This window comes from Acinetobacter sp. 24-47-67 (genome assembly GCF_056779735.1).
Genome location: NZ_JBWYIK010000002.1, coordinates 33,354 through 59,797 on the forward strand (window position 1 = coordinate 33,354; position 26,444 = coordinate 59,797).

Genomic DNA, 26,444 nt, shown 5'->3' on the forward strand with positions numbered 1-26,444 from the left:
TTGAGAAGTGGTTCAATAAAAGCTATGCTTTTGTCTGTATAATATACAAAAGAAAATTCAAATGAATCTCAAAAAAATAATATTGGCTTTATGTGTTTTACCGTTTTTTTTAAGTGCCTGTGGCGGCGGTGGGTCGGGAGATTCGTATGAATCATCACCGAGTACACAATTTCGAAACGGTGATCAACTCTATTCAATTTACTATAATTCCAATGATCGATTCGGCTTAAATTATATTGAATTTCAAAATGGACAATTTACTTATACGGATAGTTTTAAACCGTTGAATAGTGTGATTGTGACGCGAAATCGTATCTATCAAACCTATGATCAAGCCCAAAATACGCTTAGTGTGAATAGTCCTAGTCATTGGACGATGAATATCATTGGTGACATCCAAACGGATATCGAAATGGAGCGTGTAAACCTATCGGGTAAAAATGTTTTTGATACAGTTTTACCAGGTTATCGCAACATTGATCGAAATGATTTGAGCCCTAATGTGAGATTGTTTATCGCCAAAGATGGTCTTAAAAATTTTTCTTCAGGTAGCTATTGTTATAGAAAGAAAGCAGAACAAAACCGAGTAGATTATTTACAACTCTATCCAAACACCAGTGAACCATTGGAAGAGAGTTTTAACCAATTTTATGAAGATAACTTGCTGTATCTTGATCTTTTAAATGAAAAAAATCCAATAGTTAAATTTCAACTTGCTAAAGATCGTTGGATGGGTATGAATTTTAGCAGTATTTTTGACACCAGTATGAAGATTAGTTTAGATGATTCAACAGCCATTGAATTTGAAAGCAAACTATATCCTGCTGAATATCATCAAACTTTGAAGCGTACGACTGATGATGAATATAAACTCTATGAAAAATTGTTAATGAACGATGATGTTGCAGAAAATAGACAGCGTTATCAGTTGTTAATGGCAAATATTGAAAAAGGGTGTACGTATTATAATAAAACGGCAGCAGAATCCTTTGTCACGATTCCCGGTTTAAGATGATTTGTTTAAAAAAAGCCCATAATGGGCTTTTTTTATTAATTGATGATCGTGAGCTGACCGTCTTTGCAATCCAGCTTGAGATGAAGTTGATCTGGATGCTTTAGAAAGTAGATCGCAATAATGGGTTCTAGTTCAGTTCTTATTTTACGTGCTAAATGACGTGCCCCAAAGCGGATATCATGACCCTGATAGAAATATGCTTTGGCAAGGTCTGATAAATGAACCTGACGTTTTTGATGTTGCAAACGAATATTGAGTTTTTCCAGTTCAATATCTACCAATTTAGGGAGTGCATCATCTTGAACAGGTTGATAATGAAGGACACGATCAATTCGATTCAGAAATTCGGGATCAAAACTGCGATGCAGTATTTTTTCAATAATGGCTTTCGTGGGTAAGCGTTTTAAACATAGATTCTGAAGTTTTTGCGGTAAAACATTTAATTTATCTAAATATTGTTGTGCTGCGCGTGCTCCTGCATTACTGGTCATAAAGATCATACAATTACGAAAGTCAATCGTTTTTGTTCCAGCAGTAAGGGTTAGGCGACCTGTATCCAACACATTCATTAAGCCACGAATCACTTCGGGAGAGGCTTTTTCAAGTTCATCAAACAGCATAATGCCAGGACGGGTATGAGAGCCATTAATCGCAGTTTCATCGAATAAACTATGACCTTCTTTTGAACCGACATATCCAGGCGGAGCGCCTGTTAAAGCGGCTGCATAATGTTCTTGAGCCAGTGTATTCATATCGATACGACAAAATGCATCAGGACGACCATAAATCGCTTCAGCAATCAAACGAACAGTCTCTGTTTTACCAACACCTGTTGGTCCAAGCATTAAGGTGACGGACAAGGGGCGTTCAGGACTTGAAAAGTCAGCTTTGACCACGTGAAGCATTTTTTCGATTTCATCTAAGGCTGGATTTTGCCCAATGATACGATCACGCAATAACTGCATCACTTTGGCTGGTTCAAAATGAAAGCGAGACTTTCCAATGAGTCGATCTTTTTCTGAAGGACTATGGGATGAGAGTGCAGGTTGTATGGCGTGAAAAGCACGATCGGTCGCAGTCATGTTGGCGCATCCATGAATGAATCAGTTGAAAAGCATATCAAACTTGAATTTAACAACTCAGACTTTTTAACAATCAGCTGATTATCAAATCTGCGATCATTGCTCTGAACTGTTGGATCAACAAGGTTTTAAAATCGTCTACCGAAATGCACTTGAAATAGAGCGCGTTACCATCACAATAAGCTCATGCTGTTGCATGAATGACTGACTCTACATTAAAGGCTGCTTGTGAACGAAAACGCACGTGAACACATTGAAAAAATCTTAGCCAATCTTACGACTTTGCCTGGTGTCTATCGCATGTTAGGTAAAGATGGAGAGTTGTTGTATGTGGGAAAAGCGAAGAATTTAAAAAATCGTGTTTCTAGCTATTTTGTTAAAACCATTGAGCATCCCAAAACACAGGCTTTAGTTGCCCGCATTCATGATATTGAAACCATGGTGGTCCGCTCAGAAACGGAAGCATTACTTCTTGAACAAAACTTAATTAAGCTTCATCGACCGCCGTATAACATCATGCTGCGAGATGATAAATCTTACGTCTATATTTTTGTGTCCAGTGATAAGCCTTATCCACGTATTGCAGCAGGTCGTGGTAAGGGGAAACATCAAGCAGGTAAATTTTTTGGACCTTATCCAAGTGCTTATAATGCACGTGATACATTGGTGGTCTTACAAAAATTATTCAATGTCCGCCAATGTGAAAATAGTTATTTTGCGCAACGTAAAAGACCGTGTTTGCAGTATCAAATTAAACGTTGCTCAGCTCCATGTGTGGGTATGGTATCACCTGAAGATTATAAAGATGATGTTGATAACTCTATTCGTTTTTTACAAGGGGACACACGTGAGCTTAATCAAGAATTAATTGCCAAAATGGAAGCGGCAGCAGAAGCTCTCGAATTTGAAAAAGCCGTTTTTTATCGTGATCGGATGGCATTATTGCGTGATGTCCAAACGCAACAAGCGATTTATAAAGTCAAAGGTGAAGCAGATATATTGGCGATCGCATACCAAGCGGGGGTAACGTGCGTTCAGATTATGCATGTGCGTAATGGCAAGATGTTGGGAGGAAAAAGTTATTTCCCAGATATGTTGGGCGATGATTTGGGACAAATGCTGGCAGATTTTATCGCGAACTTTTATTTCCAAGTTGCCGATGAGATTCCAACAGAATTAATCGTCAACGTGGAGCTGCCAGACAAGAAAGACATAGAAGAGGCACTACAACAAAATTTTGGCAAAAAAATTCTGATTAAATCAAAAGTTCGAGAAACCCGTGCAGAATGGCTCGAGCTTGCGACCATGAATGTACAGCATGCCATTAAAGGACAACTTGCTAACCATTATGAATTGAATGAACGTTTTCATCAGTTAGAAGAGGTGGTCGGACGTCCAATTGATCGTATCGAATGTTTTGATATATCCCATACGATGGGCGAAGCAACGATCGCTTCTTGTGTTGTCTTTGATAGTGGAGGGGCTCGCAAGCGCGATTACCGTCAGTTTGCTATCGAAGATATCACTGGCGGTGATGATTATGCTGCCATGCGTCAGGCTTTGACACGACGGTATAAGAAGGCGATGCTGCCAGATTTGCTTCTCATCGATGGTGGTAAAGGGCAATTACATATGGCAATGCAGGTCATGCAAGATCTTGGATTGGATGCATTCATGGTGGGGGTTTCAAAAGGGGAAGGACGTAAGCCTGGTTTGGAAACCTTACATTTCACTGATGGCACAAAGATTCAACTGCCTGAAGACCATAAAGCGCTACATTTAATTCAACAGGTTCGTGATGAGGCGCATCGATTTGCCATTACTAAACATCGTGCCAAGCGCGATAAACGTCGTGGGCAGTCAGTTTTAGAAGCCATTCCAGGGCTAGGACCAAAACGCCGCCGTGATTTATTAACACATTTTGGTGGGATTCAAGGGGTATTAAAAGCCTCTGAAAAGGATCTGAATTTAGTCCCAGGTTTTGGTGCAAATCTCGCTCGGACTGTGTACAAAATCTTGCATGAGTAATCATGCATATCAATTTGCCAAAATGCTCATTGACCTGCGAGTCATTGATCATTTACCTCAATCTGAAAATTCAGCATGCTAGCGCGATAAGAAATTTAAAATAAAAGGGTTGCACATGTCATTTGGACAGGTATTTCAAGAAATTGATCAACAAGAATGGGTGGGGATCCCTGAGGGTTGGTTGCAAGGTCGTACCATTTTTGGTGGTTTAACCACGGCGATGATGCTACACAAAGCAACACAAATGATTCATGACCCTCAAAAAAGATTATTGAGCACCAGTGTGGTATTTGTGGGTCCTGTTCAGGAAAAGCCAGTCAAAGTGACAGTGGAAATTTTAAGGCAAGGTAAATCTGTGACTAATATTGAGGCTCGGATTTGGCAGGATGATGCTGTACAGGGAATTCTGCTGGCAAGTTTTGGTTCAGACCGTGAATCAGTTGTGAATATGGATCAAACTCGCACAGCACCACAGTATGATTCGCCTGAAAGTTTAGTTAAGTTGCCTTATCATCCTCTTATGCCGCAATGCTATCAGAACTATGATCTGATTTGGGCTGAAGGGAAATACCCTTGTACGGCTGCTGAAAAGCCAGATTTTGGTGGGTGGTTTCGATATGCAGAATCTAAATTTGAAGCAGGTCCGCTGAGCATGCCTGAATTTATAGCAATGTTAGATATTTGGCCTGCAGGAATTTTTCCTATATTAAAAAAACCAGCACCGGGAAGTTCAATTTCTTGGTATGTGACGCTGTTAGAACCTATTCAAGCTGACCGACGAGATTGGTTTAAATATAAAGTATTTACAGATCATTCTGCGCATGGTTATTCTACTGAATATGCCCATATTTGGGACCATAATGACCGTCTCGTTGCAATTTGTAGACAGACTGTCGCGATTTTTGCCTAGTCGACAGCGGGTAGTGAATCGTTTAAAGTAAGCGGATTAAAGAATCAAAGCTCAAGTTTTTATTGCAAATTTTAGCTGTAATTGGGGCAAACTGGCGGTGTCTATGTCTACAGGTCGCATCCTGAATATACCAAATATCTTGACGCTAGCACGTATTGCGTTAATACCTGTTTTTTTAATTATTGCCTATTGGCCTCCTGCGATTGGTGTGGGTGGGCATGAAGGGGGTATGACGCGTCATATCATTCTGACTGCAATTTTTGTGATTGCTGCTGTCACAGATTGGTTTGATGGTTACTTAGCAAGAACATTGAATCAGACTTCTGCATTCGGACGTTTTTTAGATCCTGTTGCGGATAAATTAATGGTTGCAGCAGCATTGATTGTTTTGGTGCAATGGCAACCTACAATTTCGATGGCTTTTGCTGCGATTGTGATTATTTCACGCGAGATTACGGTTTCTGCTTTACGTGAGTGGATGGCTGAGCTCGGTGCACGTACCAATGTGGCTGTATCAACGGTTGGAAAATATAAAACAGCTTTCCAGATGATCGCTATTTCTGTGTTCTTACTCAATTGGAAACCACTTGAATTAGTTGCATATGGTTTGTTGTATACCGCTGTAATTTTAACACTGTGGTCCATGTTTATTTATTTAAGAGCGGCATGGCCATATCTAAAACAACCTTAATATATTTAAAGCGCCAAAAGGCGCTTTTTTATTGTGTTGAGAAAGTGATTAAAAATGAGAAGTAAATTTGCTATTGCTTTAAGCATCTTGTCGAGTTCAAGCATTTATGCGGATGATTTATCACGGGCACAAGAGTATTTGCATAATGATGGAATCGCGTATTGACTATCTCATTCTGAGATTTATGCAAATGAAGCAAATATTGCGAGAGGTGGATATTTTCAACTCGGTGAGCATAGCCATGAGGCGGCAAAACAAGTGCAAAATTATATTGATCAAGCGCTCAAAGAAGCGTTAGGCAGCTATCAATATTCAAAAGAGAAAGCATACCTTATGCGTTGTTTGGAAATCTCTTATTCAACGCAGTATCGAAATTATATTAAAACTGTTTATGCGTTAGATGTTATCGAAAATCAAAAATAACCTTAATTGCTTAAGCTTTTCTGCTGAGGGTTAAAGTAATTCATATTGGGAGATTCAACCGCTTTAAAGTTGAATCATCTTAGAGATTAAAAATAACAATGAAAAAAATACACTTTCAAAAAGTCATTGATGACTTAAACCTTATGGAAATACTCAAGCGGTATCAAGTTACAGTGGTCGGTACGCCACCTTTAGGAATTGCAACAGCACAAAGTGATATCGACCTCATTTGTAGTTATCCGATTGAGCAAGAGAATCATTTGATTGAAATACTAAAATTATTTCAAACCTATAAGGCATGGTGCATTGAGCGAAGTTATTTTGAACGTGATACTTGGATTTGCCGATTTGAATATTATGCTTGGTCAATGGAGATATTTTGTTCTACAACACCAATTCATCAGCAGGCGGGATTCCAGCACTTCTATGTTGAACGTAGAATATTAGATTTGGCAAATGACCAATTTAAACAGGAAATCATTCGCCTTAAGCGAAAAGGTATAAAAACTGAACCTGCATTTGCACAGATGTTAGCGCTCGATGGTGATCCTTACACGAAGTTAAGTCAGCTATATGAAGCAGATGACTGTGTGTTGATTCAACTGCTTCAATGCCAAGGTTACCTAGATTAAACTTTAACTATGGGTTTCCTCATCTCCATCGTCTTCAAAAGTTTTTGCAATTTTTTCGATATTCAAACTTTTAGCCATCGCATCAAAAATTTGTTTATATACACCGTCTTGATGGTAAAGAGCATCATGTTCTCCATGCTCGGCAATTTCGCCTTCTTTCATGACATAGGTGTAATCCGCATCAATAATTTGCGACAGGCTGTGCGAGATAATAATGACAGTACGTCCTTGTTTAATCTCATCAAGGCTTTGTTTAATTTGTTCCGAAGCAATGGCATCCAAACTCGCTGTCGGTTCATCTAAAAAGATAATCGGTGGATTTTTCAAGAACATACGAGCAATCGCAATACGCTGTTGTTGTCCTCCAGAGAGTTGCAATGCATCGGAATGATAGCCATCTGGAAGTTGTAAAATTTGCTCATGAATGGAGGCTTTTTTAGCAGCAATGATCACGTCTTCTTCAGTGGCATCTGTTTTACCATAGCGAATATTTTCAAGAATAGTTCCTTGGAAAATATGATTTTTTTGTAGGACTAATCCAATATGATCTCTCAAATATTGAGTATCAATTTGATTGAGATCGATGCCATCGAGTTCGATACACCCCTGATTAGGTTCATAAAATTTATCTAAAAGACTGATTAAGGTTGATTTTCCCGCACCTGATAAGCCAACTAATGCAGTAATTTTATTGGGTCGAATCTCCATATTGATATTCTTTAGTGCGTGGTGACCGTTTGGATAAAAGAATTCAACATTTTTCAGCGTAAATTTTCCTTGAATTTGCGGTTTGAGTTGACCTGTAGGTTCAATTTGATCATCTGCTTCTAAAATTTTAAAGAAGCTTTCTGAATAGATCATGGCATCATTCACTTCATCATATATACGATGTAAGGAGCGAATTGGCGCGGATACATTATTGAACAAGAGCACATGAAACATGATCATACCGATGCTCATCTGACCATCAAGCACAAAATACGCAGTTAGGATGATGATTAAAACAATACCTATTTGTTCAATAAAGGTTTTTAACCCATCAAATAAAAAGCTGACTTGACGGGTTTGCATTTGATTATCTGTGAGTTCTTTTTGTAGTTTGAGTTGTTTGGTTGATTCTATTGACTCGCGGTTGAAAGATTTGATAACCGTAATTGAATTAATAATTCCGAGGATACCTTGGCTTTTCTTTTCTCGACCATCACGTAAATTTCGACGCCAGCCTCCGAGTTTTTGTGCTTGTTTATAAGTTAACCAGAAGTAGATTGGAACGATAGTGGTCGCCACCAAGCCAACATAAAAGTTGGCGTAGTACATTAATCCTAAAGCCACGATCGCACTGGTAAATAACGGCAAAATGTCAATAAAGAATATTTGAACTAGACGAGTCAGAGAACCAATACCACGATCGATTCGTGTTTGTAATTTTCCCGCCTGATTATTCTCTTCGTTGAAAAAAGCTAATCTATAGGTCAGAAATTTTTCAATGATGCCTTGTGCTAAATCTTGTGAAATAAAAATTCTAAGTTTTTCACCATAAAACTTTTGTCCGAATTGCACAAAAGCATTAATCACTTCTTTACCCAATAATATCGCTGTAATGGTAATCAGGATATTCCAGCCTTCGGCTAAGCCAAAGCCATTCTCAACCAGCGCATTAATTTCATCAACCGCATACTGCAAAGTGAGTGCATTCACTTGAGCTGTGAATGAGCCGATGAGCGTAAGAAAGAGAGTGGCAATCACTAAAAAGCGATAAGGTCGAACGAAAGGTTTAAGTTTTAGAAAAAGTTGCCATAAATTCATAAGCGATTGTTTTTATTGTCTAGATTTATGCCAGTCTAAGCTTGATTGTCCAGTGTCACAAGCGTTCACAATGTTTCAATTTGTCAGTTGAAATATTCAGCTAATATACGGTTATATTTTCATGGCAAATTGGTTATGAACTTTGAGCTGTTTGCACCCGAACCCAATTCAAATCTCCTACCTTGTGATGGGATTGTAGAAGATTACGGCCTTATACTTACTCATGCTGAATCACAGGATTATTTCGATTATTTTTTAGAAGCTTTGGCTTGGAAACAGGATGAAGTGATTTTATACGGCCAATATTTTAAGACGGGTCGTAAAGTCGTATGGTATGGTGACCAAAACTATCAATATCACTATTCAGGAATGGATAAACAAGCACAGATTTGGGATTTGAAATTATTAGCACTCAAGCAAAAAATTGAACTTATAACAGGAGTTCAATTTAATTCTTGTTTGGCCAATTTGTACGAAGATGGAACTCAAGGTGTAGGATGGCATAGTGATGATGAGGCTGCATTAAGAGATCCTGAACATGGCGAGACTGTCATTGCCTCACTGAGTCTCGGTGCAACACGAAAATTTAGATTTAAACACCGTGATAAAACTCATACTGCGGAAATGTATCTACAATCAGGACAGTTGATTGTGATGAAAGGTCAAACACAGCGTTTTTGGAAACACACTTTAGCGAAATCAACCAAAGTATTAGAGCCTAGAATCAATTTAACCTTTCGCTATTTTTATCCTAGATGAAGTGACAAGTATCCTATTAAGGTTGAATACCTTGAGGATTACGATACCAACTTTCAATAAATAAAGCGGCTGCCAAGCTGTCTGCGGACAACTTTTTTCCACGCCCTTGCGCCTGATAATGATCGAGTTCATCACGCGCTTCGCGAGTTGTTAATCGCTCATCCACCATCCATGTTTCTATATTGGTTTGGTGTCTTAAACGACGGGCAAATTTACGTGCTCGTGTTGATAGTTCCGATTCGCTATCATCCATATTTAGTGGTAGCCCGACTAAAAACAGATTTGGAGAATGCTGTTTTACAATTTTGAGTAGATCATCCCAATTGGGAATGCCATCTTTCATCGGTAAAAGTGAAAGTGGCGTAGCACTTTCAATAATGGACGATCCTACAGCCATTCCTGTTTTCTGTGTGCCAAAGTCAAAGGCCATAATGAGTTGAGCGGTAGTTGAATCAGGCATGTCCAATCTCAGATGAAAGCCATGTACGATCGACTCCCATTTTTCTATAGGCAGCGTCCCAGCGATCGTCATAGGGTAAGTTAAAAATCAAATCCATATCAGAGTCACAAATGAGCCAGTCACCTCGAGCGATTTCTTGCTCCAACTGGTTTTTACTCCAACTTGCATAGCCTAAAGCAATTTGATAGCGACCAACACCTTCATTGTGTGCGATTGCATCAAGAATATCCTTTGAAGTTGTTAAACAAAGGTTTTCACCTACAGCGATGGACGCATGCCAAGTAGGTTGACCTGTATGAAGTACAAAACCCGCTTCTGGTCGTAAAGGACCACCTTGTAAGACATCATGTGGGTGAACATGATCTGCAACGATATCAAGATCTGTTAAGAGTTCTTTAACCTGAATCCCAGCCGGACGATTGATCATAATTCCCTGCGCACCTTCATGATCATGACGAGCAATATAGACCACACTATTTGCGAAGAAATCATCTGCTAAATCAGGTGGGGCAATCAGGCAACGGTGCGTTAGAAATTGTTTACTCACCTAATGGCTTCTCCTATGTTTGAGTATCACTATACTTCAACATACTAGACTTATGGGTTTTCAACAATCCTTTTAAAATAATCAAGATGTGCTGGTCTGAAACTTTAATTGTCTTAATTGTTTTGCATGTTGAAGGGTGGTCTCGCTAATTTCGACACCACCAGTCATACGAGCAAGCTCTAATATCCGTTGATCTTCATCAAGCTCAACGATAGTGCTGCTAGCAGGGTCTGTTTGCAGTTTTTTCACTAACAAATGTTGGTCCGATTGCGCTGCAACTTGGGCTTGATGTGTAATACATAGAATTTGAACATGTTGACCTAATCCAGCCAATAAGCGACCGACAATCTCAGCTGTTCCACCGCTGATGCCCACATCAATTTCGTCAAAAACGAGTACTTCAGCTTCAGTTTTTTCTGCATTCATGACTTGCATGACCAATGCAATACGTGACAATTCACCACCAGACGCAACCTTCGCAAGCGGTTGAGGTGGAATCCCTTTGTTTGCTGTGAACAACAATTGAATAAAACTAAACCCTTCAGATGAAGGTTGCTCCAGAGGATCAAAACGGAATTCAAAATGAGCTTCTGGTAAAGCCAGTTGCTTGACTTGTTCTGTTAAGAGTTTGGCTAAGGGTTCTGCTGCTTTACGACGGATATCATCTAGATATTGAGCTTTCTCTATAAACTGTTGATGTGAAATTTCAACTTGTTCAGCCAAAGTCTCTGGATCTTCAAGCTGATGTAATTGTTCTAGCTCTGCCTGCCAATGTTCGTATTCTGATTTTACATCTTCGGGTTGTACTCGATATTTGCGCGCTAAACGATGGAATATTTCCAGTTGTGTGTTTAACTCTTCCATTCGTTCAGGATCAAAACTCTGACGGTCAATGAATTGTTTTAAATTAGCACTGGCATCATCGAGTTCACTTTGCGCATTTAATAATGAGTTATAAATTTCAGAGAGTAAATCACTACGACCTGCATGAGATTCAAGCTTGCGAATAATACTTGAAATTTCCTGAGTGATATTTTGATCAGACTCATCTAAAACGTTGATTGCATAACTACAATCTTGCATGATGTGTTCATGATGACTTAAGCGATCGAACTCTTGTTCAATTTCTTTATAGTCAAGTCGAACCACTTCTTCTAATTCTTCTAATTGAAGATTAAGTATCTCAATGCGTTGAAGGCGGGTGGTCTGTGCATCAAGCGCAGCTTGATGCTGTCGGATATTTTTTTGCCATGCGTTATAACTGTCTTTGACAGCGAGCGTATGCTGACCAAAATTGCTGTAACGATCCAACCAATGTTTTGGATAGGGTGGTTCTAACAATTGTTGCTGACTATGTTGGCTGTAAAGTTGGACTAAGAGTCTGCCAATTTCCTTTAATTCTGACAGGCTACTTGGACGTCCATTGATCCAAGCTTTACTACGACCTGTAGCAAATATTACCCGTCTTAGGTGAATTTCACCTGATTCATCTGCCAGCTCATGAGTGCTTAACCATTCAGCTTCGGGACTTTGATCTTGATAACTAAATACGGCTGTAACATCAGCCTTATCTGAACCATAACGAACGTAATTTGTATCAGTACGCTCGCCTAAACACGCTGATAATGCATCGAGTAATAAAGATTTACCTGCACCAGTTTCACCCGTAAGAACATTGAAACCTTGATCAATATCAATGGCTAAGTTATCGGCTAAAGCAAAGTTGATCAGATTAAGGTGTGTCAGCATAAACGCATCCGAGCTGCGAAAGTGTGGATTCTAAGATAGAGAAATTTTGTTTTAGTCTCAAGTCACGACATTTGAATATGAGAACTTTTAGTTTGCATTTTAACTGAAATTAGGTTGATTACTAGTGACTGAATATATTCTTTTACCTGTGTACAAAAGATATATAGAAGAAATCAAAAAAATCTTTAAATTTCATCAATAGGGAACAAAAGTTGCTTATAAAAACCATTGCAAAACACTGATTGATTAGTTGCTCGAGCGCAATTAAACTACGGCAATTAAAATTTATAAAATGCGCATTATTTGGAGAATACGCATGTCATCACAATTTGATCATGTATCTGTTGTAAAAAAATCAAATGTTTATTTTGGCGGGACGTGTATTAGCCACACTGTTCAATTTGAAGACGGTACGAAAAAAACACTTGGGGTTATTCTACCGACGGAACAACCGCTTACTTTTGAAACACATGTACCAGAGCGTATGGAAATTATTTCTGGTGAATGTCGTGTCACAATTGCAGACAATGAAGAACATGAGCTTTTCCGTGCAGGGCAGTCGTTTTACGTGCCTGGTGAGAGCCGTTTCAAAATCGAAACAGATGACGTATTAGACTACGTTTGTCATTTCGAAGGTTAATTACCAAAAAAAAATTTGACCAACATTCAATGGTCAAATCGGTTAAACTATTCGCTATATAAAATCCTGTAAAGTTGGCTTTGCGGGATTTTTCTTTTCTATATTATTGTATTGTCTTAGTGAGTTGAGGTCGTTCATGGCTAAACCCGAATATTATTATGGCGTTCATTCTGTGGAGTCATTGTTGGAGTTAGAACCTGAACGCGTTTTGACTCTATTTGCACTAAAAGGTCGTGAAGATCAACGTTTAAAACGTATTTTTGAGTTGGCTGAACCTTTCGGAATTAGTATTCAAAAAGCGAGCCGAGACAGCCTTGAAAAACTGGCTGGACAACCTTTTCATCAAGGTGTCGTTGCTGCAGTTCGTCCTCATCCAACGCTGAATGAAAATGATCTTGAGCAATTAATCAAAAGTACAGACAGTGTTTTTTTACTGGCGCTTGACCAAGTGACGGACCCGCATAATTTGGGTGCGTGTATTCGAACTGCGGCAGCCATGGGCGTACACGCGGTTGTTGTTCCTCGTGATCGTTCTGCGAGCTTAACACCAACGGCTCGTAAGGTTGCTGCTGGTGGTGCAGAGAAAGTTAAATTTATCCAAGTGACGAATTTGGCTCGTACTTTAGCTAAAATCAAAGATGATTTTAATGTTCGAGTGATTGGCACGATGTTAGATGAGCATGCTCTACCTATTCACGAATGTGATTTGACTGGTCCTGTCGCAGTGATTATGGGTGCTGAAGATACTGGTTTAAGACCGATTACTCAGGCGCAATGCGATCACAAAGTTTATATTCCAATGAGTGGCAATTTACAAAGTTTGAATGTGAGTGTGGCGACAGGCATGGCACTTTACGAAGCGTGTAGACAACGTCAAGCCTAATTAGAGATGGCACTTTCAGATCGAGCCCAAGGCTATTTTTTTCTTATTACTACCATGTGCATCTGGGGGGGATTTACCCTCACTGCACGATTAAATGCGCTATGGCATATCAATACGTGGGACATTGTGGCACTGCGTTTTTCACTGGCTTTTTTGATCTTAATGCCGATTTTACTTTATCGTAGAGAAGCCTCTTTTTTACTTAAAAAAGAACCATTTATCTTGGCAATGATTGGTGGTGTGATCTATTGTTTGTTGGCTTATAGCGCATTTCACTATGCACCGACTGCGCATGCTGCAATTTTTCTCAATGGTTGTATTCCTATTTGTACTGCCATCGTGGCTTTTATATTGATGAAGCAGGCTTTTGATCGTCATACATGGGCAAGTTTGATCATTATGATCACCGTGCTCGGTATTATGAGTCTCCTGATGTATCGTGAATCTGGCATTTCTTTTGGTGCTGGTGATGGATTATTCTTCTTGAGCGCCATTTTTTGGGCAATATTTACCGTATTACTGCGTAAATTCCAACTGAGTGCATGGCAGGCGATGTGTGGGGTTGCCATCTGGTCAGCCGTGATTTATGTACCCATTTACGTGTTATTTTTACCCAAAGATCTTAGTACTCCTGAGCCTCAGCATTTAATGTTTCAAACAATATTTCATGGCATATTTGTGGTCATTATTGCAACTTTAACTTATGTGGAAGCGATTAAAAGACTCGGGGCTTTTAAAGCAGGGAGCATTACCAATTTAGCACCTTTTTTAGCTGCAATTTTGGCAGTGCCTTTGTTAAATGAACCTTTAAGTATTGCGATGTTATTTGGGTTGTTGGGTATGGCGATAGGCGCATTACAACCATGGCGATGGCTGGGTCGCCAAGATGCACTAAGCCAAAAACTTGAGCAACAAAAAAAGCAGTCTTCTTAGACTGCTTTTTTTCAATTTAAGTTTGTTGTGCAAGACCAAGATAATATTGGTGTTTTACTGCGAGTTGTTGATAGAGATGATCAAGTTCACCATCATTTATAACAACATCGTCTGCACGTTTTAATTTTTCTTCACGAGACATTTGCGCACTCATTATCTTTTTAATTTGCTCAATGTCTTGATGATCACGTTGCGAAGCACGCAAGATTTGTAATTCTGTGGATGCATCGATCAGTAAAGTACGTTGAGTAAGTTGGTGTTGATTGGTTTCAAACAAGAGTGGGGAAACTAAAATGGCATAAGGACTGGTCGCCCGTTGTAGTTGTTCAATAATCGATAGGCGAATTGCAGGATGCGTAATATTTTCTAATATCTTTCTAGCTTCAGGATGTTTAAAAATATGGTCTCTTAACGCTCTGCGGTCGAGTGCGCCATCTTCCAATAGCGCCCAATCCCCAAAATGATCTTTAATTTTTTGTAGTGCAGGTTTTCCAATTTCAACCACTTCACGTGCTACGATATCTGCATCAACAACAGTAATACCTTGTGTTTCAAACCACTGACTTGCAGCAGTTTTTCCACTTCCAATACCACCTGTTAAGCCCAAAATAAAGCGCATGTAAAAAACCTTGTAATTATCATAATGAGGCTTATTTTAGCTTAACCCCCTAAATAAACCTTCATAATTTCGTTACCCCATAAGAATGCAATCCATCCAGCAATCGCAATATAAGGTCCAAAAGCAAAGGGCTGATTTTCTTTTTTGACTTTCATCAAAATGATGCCGATGATTGCACCGACTAAGGATGAAAGTAGGACAATGAGCGGTAATAAAAATGGACCCATCCATGCACCAAGCGCGGCCAGTAATTTGAAGTCGCCATATCCCATTCCTTCTTTGCCTGTCACGATTTTAAATAGATAGTACACCACCCATAAACAGAGGAAACCAATCAAATAACCCCAAATGGCGGAGGTAGGTGATGTGTAGAGTGCATAGCTATTTACCGCTAAACCAAGTGCAGCCAAGGGGAGAGTATATCGATCGGGTAAAAGTTGTGTATCGAAGTCGATGAATGTGAGTGCGATCAGTGTCCACGTTAAAATTAAGCCAAAAAGCATTTGTAGGCTTGGACCAAATACCGCGACGACCACTAATGAGCAAACAGCAGTCAAAACTTCTACCAGTGGATAACGAATGCCAATCGGATTTTCACATTCACCACATTTTCCACGTAAAAATAACCAACTTATCACGGGGATATTTTGATACCAACGAATAGGTGTTTTACATTTTGGGCAGGTCGATGCAGGTTTACTTAGCGTGAGTTTATCTTCATCAATTATGGCTTGGTCGGGATGTAAAAACATCTGACAGTCTTGACGCCATTCTTGCTCCATCATTTTAGGTGTGCGGTAAATGACAACATTTAAAAAACTTCCGACACATAAGCTGATGATTCCCACAGTTAAATAGAGTGCTGTAGGCGATTGAATTAAATACGCAATTATTTCGTTCATTACACCACAGAACCCATTTGGAAGATTGGAAGATACATTGCGATGACTAAGCCGCCGACCAAGACACCTAGAATGGCCATAATCAAAGGCTCCATCATGGAGGTTAAGCCATCGACAGCATTGTCGACTTCACTTTCATAATGGGTTGCAACCTTATCTAGCATAGCATCGAGTGAACCCGATTCTTCACCAATCGCTACCATTTGCACAGCCATAGATGGGAATAAATTGGTCGAGCGCATAGCGAAATGAAGTTGTTGACCAGTCGCAACGTCGTCACGAATACGCATAACTGCTTGCTCATATACCACGTTATTCGTTGCACCAGCTGTTGATTGGAGTGCATCGATTAAAGGGACGCCGGCAGCAAATGTGGTTGAAAGTGTACGGCTATAACGTGCGATAATTGCTTTATAAACCAAATCACCAAAAATAGGCAGCCTTAAAGCCGTGCGATCTAATGCATCCGCAAATTTTTGACTACGTTTTTTGGCTTCAATAAAGCCGATAATGGTCAGCGCGATACCGATAATTAAAATAAACCAATATTTTTGCACCCACTCAGACATTGCCACTACGAGTTGCGTGAACGCAGGTAAGTCTGCGCCAAATGAGCTAAACATCTCAGAGAAGACAGGAACCACTTTGACCATCAAAATAATGGTCACAATAATTGCAACAACAATGACAGCAATTGGATACTTCATCGCTTTTTTAATTTTTTGTTTGAGAACTTCACTTTTTTCTTTATAAATCGCGACTCGATCGAGCATGGTTTCAAGCGCACCTGATTGCTCACCTGATTCTACCAATGAGCAGAATAACTGATCAAAATGCTGAGGATATTTGCGTAGTGCACCTGCAAAAGTATTACCACCTTCGACCTCAGTTTTAATACCCAAAACCACTTCACGCATTGCAGGATTATCTAAGCCTTCTGCAACAATTTCAAAGCTTTGAACAAGTGGTACACCTGCTTTCATCATGGTGGCAAGCTGACGCGTAAAGATGGTGATGTCCAAAGTAGACACTTTCTTCTTCATTAAGCCTTCAAGAATATTCTTGCGCTTCTCGCGGATACTACGCACCGTAATGCCTTGTTTGCGGAGCATGACTTTTGCAAGTTGAATATTACGCGCAGGCATTTCACCTTTAACTTTGGTTCCCTTGCGATCCACGCCGTCATATACAAACGTTGGCATCATCTGTGCTTTTTTCACCGCCATAATGATTTCCTTATTTTTAATTATTCACTGGTCACTCGATTCACTTCTTGTAAAGAAGTAAGTCCGTTCATGACCTTAATTAATCCTGAACGTCGAAGATTCTTAAACCCCAGTCTTTCAGATGCAGCTGCAATCTCTAATGCATTGCCATCATCCATAATAATCTTCGAAATTTCAGGTGTCACTTTCATGACTTCATAAATACCGACACGTCCTTTATAACCATCACGGCACTCAGGACAACCGACAGGTTGATAAATTTTAAAATCTGGATCTGCTAAATCCTGTTCTGTGAATCCCATTTCTAACAAACTTGGTTTAGGAATATCAGCAGGTACTTTACAGTGTACACACAGTCGTCTAGCAAGTCGTTGAGCAATGACGAGATTCACCGAAGTTGCAATATTAAAAGAGGGAACCCCCATATTGCGCAACCGGGTTAAGGTTTCAGGAGCACTATTGGTATGAAGTGTAGACATCACCATGTGGCCTGTTTGTGCTGCCTTAATTGCAATTTCAGCTGTTTCGAGATCTCGAATCTCCCCGACCATAATAATATCAGGATCTTGACGCAGGAATGATTTCAATGCGACTGAGAAGCTTAAGCCCACTTTATAGTTGACGTTGACCTGATTAATGCCTTCTAAGTTAATTTCTACGGGATCTTCTGCTGTAGAGATGTTGGCATTTTCAGTATTTAAAATATTCAATCCTGTATAAAGCGATACTGTTTTACCAGAACCTGTTGGACCCGTAATCAGTAACATGCCTTGAGGCTTCTCAAGTGCCTCAAGAAATAAAGCTTTCTGATCTTCTTCATAACCTAATGCATCAATACCGAGCATTGCACTAGACGGATCCAAAATACGTAATACGATTTTTTCACCAAATAAGGTTGGCAATGAGTTCACACGAAAATCGATCGCTTTAGTACGAGATAATTTAAGCTTAATACGGCCATCTTGCGGAATACGCTTTTCTGAAATATCCATTTGAGACATAACTTTCAAGCGTGAAGCTAATCGATTCGCGAGTTGCAATGGTGGATTTGCAATAGTTCTTAAAACACCATCAACGCGGTATCGAACTCGGTACGTTTTTTCATAAGGTTCGAAGTGTAAATCTGATGCACCCATGCGAATGGCATCAACTAAAAGCTTGTTGATGTACTTAACAATCGGGGAATCATCACCTGAAGGACCATCATCGTTATTATTTTGCGGTGTATCGTTCTCGACCACATTAACGTCAAGATCTTCATCACCGAAATTGAAATTCTCATTTTCAGAAAAATGCTTTTCGATCAGTTTTTCAAGTTTATTATGTTCTACAGTAATAGGAACGACGTTTAATTTACTATTAAATCGAATTGCTTCCAATGCTTCGATATCTGTAGGATCACTCGTCGCTACAAATAAAGATATACCTCGTTGATATAAAGGTAAGATTAAATGTTTTGTAACAAGATTTTCTGCAACGATATCTTTGGGTAGTAACTCAACATTATATGCATCTAAATCGAACAATGGCTCCCCAAACTCTTGAGCAACCATTTCAGCAATCGTACTTGCTCGTATTTTGAGATGTTCAACGAGGTAAGGTACTAATTTTTGATGAGATTTTTTTGAATTAATAATAGCATTTTGCATTTGCTGGGAGGTCAAAATGCCTTCATCAACCAAACGACGACTTAACCCAGATAATTTTGGCCCACTTTGATCTAAAGTCATCCCCAATACGCCTTAAATTCATTTTATAATTCGAATATTAAAATTATACGGTTATAAGTAGAAAATTCTATACTTAAAATCATTAATATTATCCGAAAACTATGAAAAAATTGAATTTTTTCACTTATTCTGTTGGGTATTGTGTCTTATGTTGTCTTTTTTTAAAGAATTCTAGGTGCTGAATCTGTATCCATTGAATTTTTACGTTAATTTTTTAAAATCCGTGTAGAATGTGCGCATTTTTGATAGAAGGTTAGATCTATGTCGGGTTCGACAATTACTCCGTGGGTTGTAGGCAATTGGAAAATGAACCCAATGCAGGCTAACACGCAACAGCTTTTAGCTGATTTGAAACAACAGCTTGAGCAAGCTTCAATCGCTCATGATGTTTGTAAAATTGGTGTTGCGCCAACTTTATTGGCTTTACTCCAAGTAAAAAATGAACTTGCAACAGATGCTCATGAAGTGTTTGTGGTCGCTCAAGATGTATCACGTATTGCGGGTACTGGTGCATTTACAGGTGAAGTTAGCGCAGATCTTTTAAAGGATAGCCAAGTCGATTATGTATTAATTGGACATTCTGAACGTCGTGAAATATTTAATGACACGCCTGCGATTCTTAATGAAAAAATAAAAAATGCTTTAGCTGCTAACTTACATATCATCTATTGTGTGGGTGAAAGCCTTGAACAGCGTGAAAGTGGGCAAGCTGAGCAAGTGGTGTTACAACAAATTTGTGACATTGCAGGTGTTGTGAATCCAGAGCAATGGGTGCATATTACCGTCGCCTACGAGCCAATTTGGGCAATTGGAACTGGTAAAACAGCTTCCCCGGATGATGCACAAGCAATGCATGCTAAAATTCGTGAAGGATTGAGTCAAATTACACCTGAAGGTCAAAACATAGCAATTCTTTATGGTGGTAGTGTAAAACCTGAGAATGCTGTTGAATTGGCAGCATGCCCTGATATCAATGGTGCCCTCGTAGGCGGTGCATCACTCAATGCAGAATCATTTGTTCAAATTGCGCAAGCATTTGCTCAATCAAAATAATTAGGAGTTCATCATGCAATCTTTTGTACTGGTGCTACACATCATTTTAGCGTTATTGATGATTATTTTAATTCTAGTACAGCATGGTAAAGGTGCAGATGCTGGTGCGTCTTTTGGCGGTGGCGGTGCAGCGACTGTATTTGGCGCTTCTGGTTCTGGTAACTTCTTAACACGTTTAACCGGGATACTTACTGCTTTATTCTTTATTACAAGTATTAGTTTGGCTTACTTTGCAAAGCAGCAAACGACAGATGCTTATGGTTTGAAAACGATTAACACAACTGAGCAAGTTGATCAAAAATCGCCTGAAACTTCATCAACTGCACCAAAACCAGCTGAATAATTGAATATTTCGCTTTCAATTTTTCATTGAAACCACTAGAATGCGTCACAGCTGCGGTGGTGGTGGAATTGGTAGACACGCTACCTTGAGGTGGTAGTGCTTTCGGGCGTGGGGGTTCAAGTCCCCCCTTCCGCACCAACTTATAATCCAGAAGTTTAAGTTGGTGTTTGCAGCAAAATCTGTTGATGCGGGATGGAGCAGTCTGGTAGCTCGTCGGGCTCATAACCCGAAGGTCGTTGGTTCAAATCCAGCTCCCGCTACCAATCAATCCTATAATTAAGATGCGAACTTAAGATAGGCAACTTAAACAAGGTTTGAGTTGAGATACATTTTTTGCACGTTGATGCGGGATGGAGCAGTCTGGTAGCTCGTCGGGCTCATAACCCGAAGGTCGTTGGTTCAAATCCAGCTCCCGCTACCACTTTTGATTAAGGTGCAACTTAATCAAGTCTAATTAGAAAATTTTTCTGATTGAAAAATGATTCAAATTTAGATATAATTTTGCACGTTGATGCGGGATGGAGCAGTCTGGTAGCTCGTCGGGCTCATAACCCGAAGGTCGTTGGTTCAAATCCAGCTCCCGCTACCAAGTTTCTAAAGAGGCTCACAACTAGGTGGGCCTTTTTGCACAGTGGGCATTGCTTTTCTGTGCAATAATGGGGGCGAATGCGCCCTTTTTTGTTATCTATCGTGTAGTGTGGACATCAATTGGTCAAATAATCATGCTATCACTATAGTTAGTCTGTGTCGGTCTGTTGGCCGATTGAATCGCACATAAATGACGAGAGTAAATGAAGTTATCAAATAAAACCCAAGCATTGTATGAACTGATCGCACCCGCTGTTGAGGCGTGCGATGTTGAACTATGGGGTTTAGAATTTACACCTCAGGGTAAGCGTTCGCTAGTACGTATCTACATTGACAAGCCTGAAGATCCAAACAAAGAACCTGTTATTTCCGAAGACGGTGAAATTGATCTTGGTCGTGGTGTGGGTGTGCAAGATTGTGTACGTGTTACCCAACAAGTTGGTGCAATCCTCGATGTTCATGATCCAATTTCTGGTGAATATGCATTAGAAGTGTCATCTCCAGGTTGGGATCGTACTTTCTTTAAACTTGAACAGATGCAAGCATATATTGGTCAACAAGTTGCTTTACGTTTGATTTCTGCAGTGGATAACCGCCGTAAATTCCAAGCGAAACTGGTTGCTGTAGATGTAGAAAATGAAATGATCCAAGTTGAAGTTGAAAAGCAACAAGTGCTCGAGATCGATAGTCACAATATCGATAAGGCCAACTTGATCTATCAAGACTAAATTAATCTTAACTAAAAGAATTTGAATAGTAGGTGACTTATGGGCCGTGAAATTCTTACCGTTGCTGAGACGGTTAGTAATGAAAAAGGTGTTAGTCGTGAAGCGATTTTCGAAGCGCTCGAGCAAGCTCTAGTTGCTGCAACGAAGAAAAAATTCTACGAAGGCACAAATTCTGAAGAAGCACAGTTGCGCGTTGAAATCGATCGTAAGACTGGTGAATACCGTACTTTCCGTCAATGGACTGTAGTAGCAGATGAAGATCATGAAATGCCTGCATGCCAAGACGCGATTTCTGATGTGGACCCAGCGAAATGGTCAATCGGTGATGTGCGTGAGCTTGAAGTAGAATCAATTGAATTTGGTCGTATTGCAGCTCAAATCGCGAAGCAAGTTATTGTTCAGAAAATTCGTGAAGCTGAACGTGCGCTTATTGCAGATGCATATGAATCTAAAGTTGGTGAGTTAATTTACGGTGAAGTAAAGAAACAAACTAAAGATGGTTTCATTATTGACCTCGGTGAGAATGCGGAAGCATATCTTGCACGTGAAGAAATGATCGCAAAAGAAATTTTACGTCCTAAACAGCGTGTAAATGCGATTTTATTTAACGTAAACCGTGAAGGTCGTGGTGCGCAGCTACAACTTTCTCGTGCTAAGCCAGAAATGTTAATGGCATTGATGAAAAAAGAAATTCCAGAAATTTCTGAAGAAATTATTGAAATTAAAGCTGCTGCACGTCAACCGGGTGTTCGTGCTAAAATTGCAGTGAAAACGAACGATCATCGTATTGATCCAGTTGGTGCATGTATTGGTATGCGTGGAACACGTATCCAAGCTGTACAGCAAGAATTGAACGGTGAACGTATTGATGTTGTAGTTTGGTCAGATGATCCAGCTCAATATATCGCAAGTGCTTTAGAGCCAGCAGATGTATCGGGTATTGTGATTGATGAAGAAGAACGCACAGCAGATATTATTTTTGCTACAAGCGATCAATTGGCGCGTGCAATTGGTTCTCAAGGTCAAAACGTACGTTTAGCTTCTGAGTTAACTGGTTACAAGCTCAATATGATGCTTGAAGAAGAGTACCGTGCTCGTCAACAAAATGAAGCACAGCAATATCTCGATATGTTTGTAGGTCGTCTTGATATTGAAGAAGACCTTGCGATGGCATTGGTAGAAATGGGCTTTACTTCACTTGAAGAGATTGCTTACGTTCCAGCTGAAACATTTGATGAAATCGAATTAGATGCAGAAACGGTTGAGCTTTTACAAAGCCGTGCGAAAGAAGTTGCATTGGCAGATGCACTGAAAGAGCAAGAAAATATTCAAGAACCGAGCGAAGAGCTTCTAGCGATGGAAGGAATGAGTTCAGAGCTTGCTTATGCATTAGCGGCTCGCGGTGTAATCACAGTAGATGATTTAGCAGATCAGGCAACTGATGATATCTCTGATATCGAAGGTTTAGGTGCTGAGAAAGCAGGTCAATTGATCATGAAAGCACGTGAATCATGGTTTAATTAACGAGGAGGTCATACATGACGGATAAGTCAATTAAAGAGTTAGCAGTCAGCGTAGGTCTTCCAGTTGAAAAACTATTAGATCAGGTGCGAGATGCTGGGTTGCCTCAATCTAAGGCAGAAGACACAATCTCAGTAGAACAGCAAGACCGTTTAGTCGCTCATTTGAAAAAAGCGCATGGGCAAGACAGCGGCAGCGCAGGAAAAATCACGTTGAAACGTAAAACTACGAGTACTGCAAAAGTAGCAAGTACATCAGGTAAAGCTAAAACTATTAACGTAGAAGTTCGTAAGAAGCATACGTTCACTAAGCCAGATCCTGAACAAATTAAAGCTGAAGCATTGGCAAAAGCAAAAGCTGAAACTGAAGCAAAAGCACAGCAAAAAGTTGAAGTTAAACCAGCTCAAGCTGAAGAGAAGACGCAACCTGCAGTAAGTAAAGCGAAAGCGAACTTAGATGCAATGCGTGCTGCAGCGAAACAATCGAGTGAGAAGCAAGAAGTTGCTAAAGCTGCGGTTGTGGTTAAGCGCAAGTCAACAAATAAACCGATTGTTAAACAAGCAACTAAGCCAACTGAAACTGCAGAACAGAAAAAAGCACGTGAAGCTGAAGCTGCTAAATTAAAAGCAGTCGAAGAAGCAGCACGTCGTAAAGCAGCTGAAGAAGCACAACAACGTACGCTTGAACAAATGCGTCAGATGGCTTCTAAGTACTCTAATGAAGATGCAACTGCAACGATTCGTGTGGTCGATGATTCTCCATTGGCTGCTGGTCTTGTTGGTCAAGCATACGAAGATTCATTCGCGAAAGAAGACCGTGACATTAAGCGTGGTAATAACACACCAGGTGCACGTTCTCCTAAGAAAGGTGGTCGTCGCGGTCAAGAAGAGCAATCTTTCCGTGACAACTCTCATAAACGTGGTTTGAAATCAAGCCAAGCTAATAAACATGGTTTCGAGAAGCCAGTTAAAAAGCAAGTTTATGATGTTGAAATCGGTGCAACTATTGTTGTTGCTGACCTTGCTGCAAAAATGGCGATTAAGGTTCGTGAAGTAATTAAAACACTCATGAAAATGGGTGAGCTTGTCACTCAAAACCAATCAATCGACCAAGATACAGCAGTTCTAGTTGTTGAAGAAATGGGTCATAACCCAGTTCTAGTATCAGATACTCAAGCGGAAGATAACTTGCTTGAAGCGGCTGAAGAAGCACGTGGTGCACAAACAACGCGTCCACCAGTGGTTACTATCATGGGTCACGTTGACCATGGTAAGACATCGCTTCTTGATCGTATTCGTCGTGCGAAAGTAGCGCAAGGTGAAGCGGGCGGTATTACCCAGCATATCGGTGCTTATCACGTTACAACGGATAAAGGTATTATCACTTTCTTAGATACTCCGGGACACGCAGCATTTACTGCGATGCGTTCACGTGGTGCGAAAGCAACTGATATCGTTGTATTGGTGGTCGCAGCTGATGATGGTGTTATGCCACAAACAGCGGAAGCGATTGACCATGCTCGTGCAGCAGGTACGCCAATCATTGTTGCAATCAACAAGATGGATAAAGAATCTGCTGATCCAGATCGCGTATTGAATGAATTGACAACTAAAGAAATCGTGCCTGAGCAATGGGGTGGTGATGTCCCTGTAGCGATGGTTTCTGCGCACACGGGTGCAGGTATTGATGAACTTCTTGACTTGATCTTGATTCAATCTGAACTTCTAGAGCTAAAAGCTTCTGAAGAAGGTGCGGCACAAGGTGTTGTAATCGAAGCACGTGTTGATAAAGGCCGTGGTGCGGTTACTTCGATTCTTGTTCAAAATGGTACATTAAAAGTAGGTGACCTCGTTCTTGCAGGCGCATCTTACGGTCGTGTACGTGCGATGACTGATGAAAATGGTCAACGTATTAAATCTGCAGGTCCATCGATTCCAGTTGAGATCTTAGGTCTTCCAGAAGCGCCAATGGCGGGTGATGAAGTTCTTGTTGTTAACGATGAGAAGAAAGCTCGTGAAGTGGCTGATGCACGTATGGATCGTGAGCGTCAGAAACGTTTAGAGCGTCAATCTGCAATGCGTCTTGAAAACTTAATGGCTTCAATGGGCAAAAAAGATGTGCCGATTGTGAATGTAGTTCTGAAGACAGATGTTCGCGGTACATTGGAAGCGCTTCATGTTGCATTGGCTGAACTTTCAACTGATGAAGTGAAAGTGCGTGTCATTGGTTCAGGTGTTGGTGCGATTACTGAGTCTGATGTCACACTTGCAGAATCTTCTGAAGCATTCTTATTAGGCTTTAACGTTCGTGCAGATAATACAGCGCGCCAAAAAGCTGACGCAGATGGTATCGACATCCGTTACTACTCAATCATTTACCAATTGATTGATGATGTGAAAGATGCAATGAGTGGTAAGCTTGCACCAGAACATCGTGAAACAATTCTTGGTGTGGCTGAAGTACGTGAAGTATTCCACTCGAGTAAGTTTGGTGCTGCAGCAGGTTGTATGGTTCTTGAGGGCTTATTACACCGCAATAAACCAATTCGTGTCTTACGTGATGACGTGGTTGTGTTCCAAGGTGAACTTGAATCACTTCGCCGTTATAAAGAAGTGGTTGAAGAAGTTCGTGCTGGTATGGAATGTGGTCTTGCAGTCAAAGGTTATAAAGACATCAAAGTGCTCGATAAAATCGAAGTCTATGATGTTCAATTAATTAAACGGAGTCTTTAATGGCGGGTAGTCAACGTCTTAAGCGTATGGCGGACACGGTTCAGCGAGAATTGTCTGAACTCATCCGTCAGGAGCTGAAAGATCCACGCTTAGGTGGTCTTGTGACCATCTCAGCGGTGAAAGTGAGCCCAGATTTAGGCTATGCTGAAGTTTATGTCACTGTCATGGGGCGTGAACTTGGTGATGAGCAAAGTGAAGCAGCAAATAAAGATACTCTAGATGTTTTAAATAAAGCATCAGGTTTTCTGCGTCATGAGCTGAGTCGTCGTATTAAGACACGTATCACACCTCGTTTACGTTTCCATTATGATAAAACTAATGCATACGGAAACTACATGTTTGGTCTAATTGCTGAAGCTGTGAAGGACTTACCTCCAGCTGACGATAAAAAAGACGATGAGTAATTTCAAACAAAAAGCTACCTTAGGGTGGCTTTTTTTATCT

24 protein-coding genes and 4 tRNA genes are annotated in these 26,444 nt (G+C 40.2%); 19 read left to right on the forward strand and 9 right to left on the reverse strand.

All coding sequences use genetic code 11. The annotated features are described in order from the left end of the window. Positions 1-61 precede the first annotated feature (61 nt). Positions 62-1,015, forward strand: coding sequence for a hypothetical protein (locus tag AC1M9K_RS04080; RefSeq protein WP_481588587.1), 954 nt, complete (start codon positions 62-64; stop codon positions 1,013-1,015). Positions 1,016-1,050: 35 nt separating this feature from the next. Here the strand turns inward: AC1M9K_RS04080 and AC1M9K_RS04085 are convergent, their stop codons facing one another. Beyond that, positions 1,051-2,097 (reverse strand): AAA family ATPase, encoded by a 1,047-nt coding sequence (locus AC1M9K_RS04085; RefSeq protein WP_180028651.1) that lies wholly within the window; start codon positions 2,095-2,097, stop codon positions 1,051-1,053. 228 nt (positions 2,098-2,325) lie between these two features. On the opposite strand from AC1M9K_RS04085, the gene uvrC reads away from it, so the two are divergent. The 4 genes from uvrC to AC1M9K_RS04105 all read left to right on the forward strand — a co-directional run bounded on the left by uvrC (position 2,326) and on the right by AC1M9K_RS04105 (position 6,781). Beyond that, positions 2,326-4,125 (forward strand): excinuclease ABC subunit UvrC, encoded by a 1,800-nt coding sequence (uvrC, locus tag AC1M9K_RS04090; RefSeq protein WP_481588588.1) that lies wholly within the window; start codon positions 2,326-2,328, stop codon positions 4,123-4,125. A 115-nt stretch (positions 4,126-4,240) separates the two neighbouring features. Beyond that, a complete protein-coding gene (locus tag AC1M9K_RS04095) occupies positions 4,241-5,035 on the forward strand; it encodes an acyl-CoA thioesterase (protein WP_481588589.1) in 795 nt (264 codons plus the stop codon). Positions 5,036-5,138: 103 nt separating this feature from the next. After that, positions 5,139-5,726, forward strand: coding sequence for a CDP-diacylglycerol--glycerol-3-phosphate 3-phosphatidyltransferase (gene pgsA, locus AC1M9K_RS04100; protein ID WP_035265993.1), 588 nt, complete (start codon positions 5,139-5,141; stop codon positions 5,724-5,726). A 521-nt stretch (positions 5,727-6,247) separates the two neighbouring features. Next, the gene (locus AC1M9K_RS04105; RefSeq protein WP_481588590.1) at positions 6,248-6,781 is read left to right on the forward strand and encodes a DUF4269 domain-containing protein; all 534 of its coding nucleotides are present in this window, start codon (positions 6,248-6,250) and stop codon (positions 6,779-6,781) included. Between the two features lie 3 nt (positions 6,782-6,784). On the opposite strand, the gene AC1M9K_RS04110 is transcribed toward AC1M9K_RS04105, so the two are convergent. Continuing rightward, entirely contained in the window at positions 6,785-8,587 is a 1,803-nt protein-coding gene (locus AC1M9K_RS04110) for an ABC transporter ATP-binding protein (RefSeq protein ID WP_481588591.1), read from the reverse strand. Positions 8,588-8,722: 135 nt separating this feature from the next. Between AC1M9K_RS04110 and AC1M9K_RS04115 the strand changes: the two genes are divergently transcribed. Continuing rightward, the gene (locus tag AC1M9K_RS04115) at positions 8,723-9,346 is read left to right on the forward strand and encodes an alpha-ketoglutarate-dependent dioxygenase AlkB family protein (protein ID WP_481588592.1); all 624 of its coding nucleotides are present in this window, start codon (positions 8,723-8,725) and stop codon (positions 9,344-9,346) included. 16 nt (positions 9,347-9,362) lie between these two features. Here AC1M9K_RS04115 and ruvX read toward each other — a convergent pair whose 3' ends face one another. The 3 genes from ruvX to recN all read right to left on the reverse strand — a co-directional run bounded on the left by ruvX (position 9,363) and on the right by recN (position 12,102). After that, on the reverse strand, positions 9,363-9,806 hold the full coding sequence (ruvX, locus tag AC1M9K_RS04120; protein ID WP_035266001.1) for a Holliday junction resolvase RuvX: 444 nt from the start codon (positions 9,804-9,806) through the stop codon (positions 9,363-9,365). Further along, a complete protein-coding gene (locus tag AC1M9K_RS04125; protein ID WP_035266003.1) occupies positions 9,799-10,353 on the reverse strand; it encodes a YqgE/AlgH family protein in 555 nt (184 codons plus the stop codon). The genes ruvX and AC1M9K_RS04125 overlap by 8 nt, the downstream gene beginning before the upstream one ends. Positions 10,354-10,434: 81 nt before the next feature. Beyond that, on the reverse strand, positions 10,435-12,102 hold the full coding sequence (recN, locus tag AC1M9K_RS04130; RefSeq protein WP_481588593.1) for a DNA repair protein RecN: 1,668 nt from the start codon (positions 12,100-12,102) through the stop codon (positions 10,435-10,437). A 316-nt stretch (positions 12,103-12,418) separates the two neighbouring features. On the opposite strand from recN, the gene ppnP reads away from it, so the two are divergent. The 3 genes from ppnP (at position 12,419) to AC1M9K_RS04145 (ending at position 14,558) form a co-directional block, all read left to right on the forward strand. Then, positions 12,419-12,742, forward strand: a complete 324-nt coding sequence (gene ppnP, locus AC1M9K_RS04135) for a pyrimidine/purine nucleoside phosphorylase (RefSeq protein WP_092766653.1) — start codon at positions 12,419-12,421, stop codon at positions 12,740-12,742. Positions 12,743-12,878: 136 nt separating this feature from the next. Further along, positions 12,879-13,625, forward strand: a complete 747-nt coding sequence (gene rlmB / locus AC1M9K_RS04140) for a 23S rRNA (guanosine(2251)-2'-O)-methyltransferase RlmB (RefSeq protein ID WP_481588594.1) — start codon at positions 12,879-12,881, stop codon at positions 13,623-13,625. 6 nt (positions 13,626-13,631) lie between these two features. Beyond that, positions 13,632-14,558, forward strand: a complete 927-nt coding sequence (locus tag AC1M9K_RS04145; protein ID WP_481588595.1) for a DMT family transporter — start codon at positions 13,632-13,634, stop codon at positions 14,556-14,558. Positions 14,559-14,574: 16 nt separating this feature from the next. Here AC1M9K_RS04145 and coaE read toward each other — a convergent pair whose 3' ends face one another. From coaE to pilB, 4 genes are read right to left on the reverse strand one after another with little or no spacing between them, the layout of a single operon-like run. Further along, positions 14,575-15,177 (reverse strand): dephospho-CoA kinase, encoded by a 603-nt coding sequence (gene coaE / locus AC1M9K_RS04150; protein WP_481588596.1) that lies wholly within the window; start codon positions 15,175-15,177, stop codon positions 14,575-14,577. A gap of 41 nt (positions 15,178-15,218) precedes the next feature. Further along, entirely contained in the window at positions 15,219-16,079 is an 861-nt protein-coding gene (locus tag AC1M9K_RS04155) for a prepilin peptidase (protein ID WP_035266012.1), read from the reverse strand. Then, the gene (locus tag AC1M9K_RS04160; RefSeq protein ID WP_035266014.1) at positions 16,079-17,305 is read right to left on the reverse strand and encodes a type II secretion system F family protein; all 1,227 of its coding nucleotides are present in this window, start codon (positions 17,303-17,305) and stop codon (positions 16,079-16,081) included. Before AC1M9K_RS04160 ends, AC1M9K_RS04155 begins: the two co-directional genes overlap by 1 nt. A gap of 20 nt (positions 17,306-17,325) precedes the next feature. Continuing rightward, positions 17,326-19,035: a type IV-A pilus assembly ATPase PilB gene (pilB, locus tag AC1M9K_RS04165; protein WP_481588597.1), complete on the reverse strand. Its 1,710-nt coding sequence runs from the start codon at positions 19,033-19,035 to the stop codon at positions 17,326-17,328. A gap of 261 nt (positions 19,036-19,296) precedes the next feature. Here pilB and tpiA point away from each other — a divergent pair, with 261 nt between their 5' ends. The 10 genes from tpiA to AC1M9K_RS04215 all read left to right on the forward strand — a co-directional run bounded on the left by tpiA (position 19,297) and on the right by AC1M9K_RS04215 (position 26,404). Continuing rightward, positions 19,297-20,088 carry a triose-phosphate isomerase gene (gene tpiA, locus AC1M9K_RS04170; RefSeq protein ID WP_035266016.1) on the forward strand — a complete coding sequence of 264 codons (792 nt, stop codon included), beginning with the start codon at positions 19,297-19,299 and terminating at the stop codon, positions 20,086-20,088. Between the two features lie 13 nt (positions 20,089-20,101). Beyond that, positions 20,102-20,431, forward strand: coding sequence for a preprotein translocase subunit SecG (gene secG / locus AC1M9K_RS04175; RefSeq protein ID WP_035266018.1), 330 nt, complete (start codon positions 20,102-20,104; stop codon positions 20,429-20,431). Positions 20,432-20,484: 53 nt separating this feature from the next. Further along, positions 20,485-20,569, forward strand: a tRNA-Leu gene (locus tag AC1M9K_RS04180). Between the two features lie 48 nt (positions 20,570-20,617). Continuing rightward, positions 20,618-20,694, forward strand: a tRNA-Met gene (locus tag AC1M9K_RS04185). Positions 20,695-20,775: 81 nt separating this feature from the next. Further along, positions 20,776-20,852, forward strand: a tRNA-Met gene (locus tag AC1M9K_RS04190). Positions 20,853-20,943: 91 nt separating this feature from the next. Then, positions 20,944-21,020 (forward strand) — tRNA-Met (locus AC1M9K_RS04195). A 202-nt stretch (positions 21,021-21,222) separates the two neighbouring features. Then, complete coding sequence (gene rimP / locus AC1M9K_RS04200; RefSeq protein ID WP_035266019.1) at positions 21,223-21,747, forward strand: ribosome maturation factor RimP; 525 nt, start codon at positions 21,223-21,225, stop codon at positions 21,745-21,747. Positions 21,748-21,786: 39 nt separating this feature from the next. After that, on the forward strand, positions 21,787-23,271 hold the full coding sequence (gene nusA / locus AC1M9K_RS04205; protein ID WP_035266021.1) for a transcription termination factor NusA: 1,485 nt from the start codon (positions 21,787-21,789) through the stop codon (positions 23,269-23,271). Between the two features lie 14 nt (positions 23,272-23,285). Beyond that, positions 23,286-26,000: a translation initiation factor IF-2 gene (infB, locus tag AC1M9K_RS04210; RefSeq protein ID WP_481588598.1), complete on the forward strand. Its 2,715-nt coding sequence runs from the start codon at positions 23,286-23,288 to the stop codon at positions 25,998-26,000. Continuing rightward, the gene (locus AC1M9K_RS04215) at positions 26,000-26,404 is read left to right on the forward strand and encodes a ribosome-binding factor A (RefSeq protein WP_481588599.1); all 405 of its coding nucleotides are present in this window, start codon (positions 26,000-26,002) and stop codon (positions 26,402-26,404) included. Before infB ends, AC1M9K_RS04215 begins: the two co-directional genes overlap by 1 nt. Positions 26,405-26,444: the final 40 nt, after the last annotated feature.

Excerpts from the sequence above, each read along its gene's own strand:
- AC1M9K_RS04080 (WP_481588587.1), top strand. The coding sequence starts at position 62 with ATGAATCTCAAAAAAATAATATTGGCTTTATGTGTTTTACCGTTTTTT.
- AC1M9K_RS04085 (WP_180028651.1), bottom strand. The coding sequence starts at position 2,097 with ATGACTGCGACCGATCGTGCTTTTCACGCCATACAACCTGCACTCTCA.
- AC1M9K_RS04095 (WP_481588589.1), top strand. The coding sequence starts at position 4,241 with ATGTCATTTGGACAGGTATTTCAAGAAATTGATCAACAAGAATGGGTG.
- pgsA (WP_035265993.1), top strand. The coding sequence starts at position 5,139 with ATGTCTACAGGTCGCATCCTGAATATACCAAATATCTTGACGCTAGCA.
- AC1M9K_RS04105 (WP_481588590.1), top strand. The coding sequence starts at position 6,248 with ATGAAAAAAATACACTTTCAAAAAGTCATTGATGACTTAAACCTTATG.
- AC1M9K_RS04110 (WP_481588591.1), bottom strand. The coding sequence starts at position 8,587 with ATGAATTTATGGCAACTTTTTCTAAAACTTAAACCTTTCGTTCGACCT.
- AC1M9K_RS04115 (WP_481588592.1), top strand. The coding sequence starts at position 8,723 with ATGAACTTTGAGCTGTTTGCACCCGAACCCAATTCAAATCTCCTACCT.
- ruvX (WP_035266001.1), bottom strand. The coding sequence starts at position 9,806 with ATGCCTGATTCAACTACCGCTCAACTCATTATGGCCTTTGACTTTGGC.
- recN (WP_481588593.1), bottom strand. The coding sequence starts at position 12,102 with ATGCTGACACACCTTAATCTGATCAACTTTGCTTTAGCCGATAACTTA.
- ppnP (WP_092766653.1), top strand. The coding sequence starts at position 12,419 with ATGTCATCACAATTTGATCATGTATCTGTTGTAAAAAAATCAAATGTT.
- rlmB (WP_481588594.1), top strand. The coding sequence starts at position 12,879 with ATGGCTAAACCCGAATATTATTATGGCGTTCATTCTGTGGAGTCATTG.
- AC1M9K_RS04145 (WP_481588595.1), top strand. The coding sequence starts at position 13,632 with ATGGCACTTTCAGATCGAGCCCAAGGCTATTTTTTTCTTATTACTACC.
- coaE (WP_481588596.1), bottom strand. The coding sequence starts at position 15,177 with ATGCGCTTTATTTTGGGCTTAACAGGTGGTATTGGAAGTGGAAAAACT.
- AC1M9K_RS04155 (WP_035266012.1), bottom strand. The coding sequence starts at position 16,079 with ATGAACGAAATAATTGCGTATTTAATTCAATCGCCTACAGCACTCTAT.
- AC1M9K_RS04160 (WP_035266014.1), bottom strand. The coding sequence starts at position 17,305 with ATGGCGGTGAAAAAAGCACAGATGATGCCAACGTTTGTATATGACGGC.
- pilB (WP_481588597.1), bottom strand. The coding sequence starts at position 19,035 with ATGACTTTAGATCAAAGTGGGCCAAAATTATCTGGGTTAAGTCGTCGT.
- tpiA (WP_035266016.1), top strand. The coding sequence starts at position 19,297 with ATGTCGGGTTCGACAATTACTCCGTGGGTTGTAGGCAATTGGAAAATG.
- secG (WP_035266018.1), top strand. The coding sequence starts at position 20,102 with ATGCAATCTTTTGTACTGGTGCTACACATCATTTTAGCGTTATTGATG.
- rimP (WP_035266019.1), top strand. The coding sequence starts at position 21,223 with ATGAAGTTATCAAATAAAACCCAAGCATTGTATGAACTGATCGCACCC.
- nusA (WP_035266021.1), top strand. The coding sequence starts at position 21,787 with ATGGGCCGTGAAATTCTTACCGTTGCTGAGACGGTTAGTAATGAAAAA.
- infB (WP_481588598.1), top strand. The coding sequence starts at position 23,286 with ATGACGGATAAGTCAATTAAAGAGTTAGCAGTCAGCGTAGGTCTTCCA.
- AC1M9K_RS04215 (WP_481588599.1), top strand. The coding sequence starts at position 26,000 with ATGGCGGGTAGTCAACGTCTTAAGCGTATGGCGGACACGGTTCAGCGA.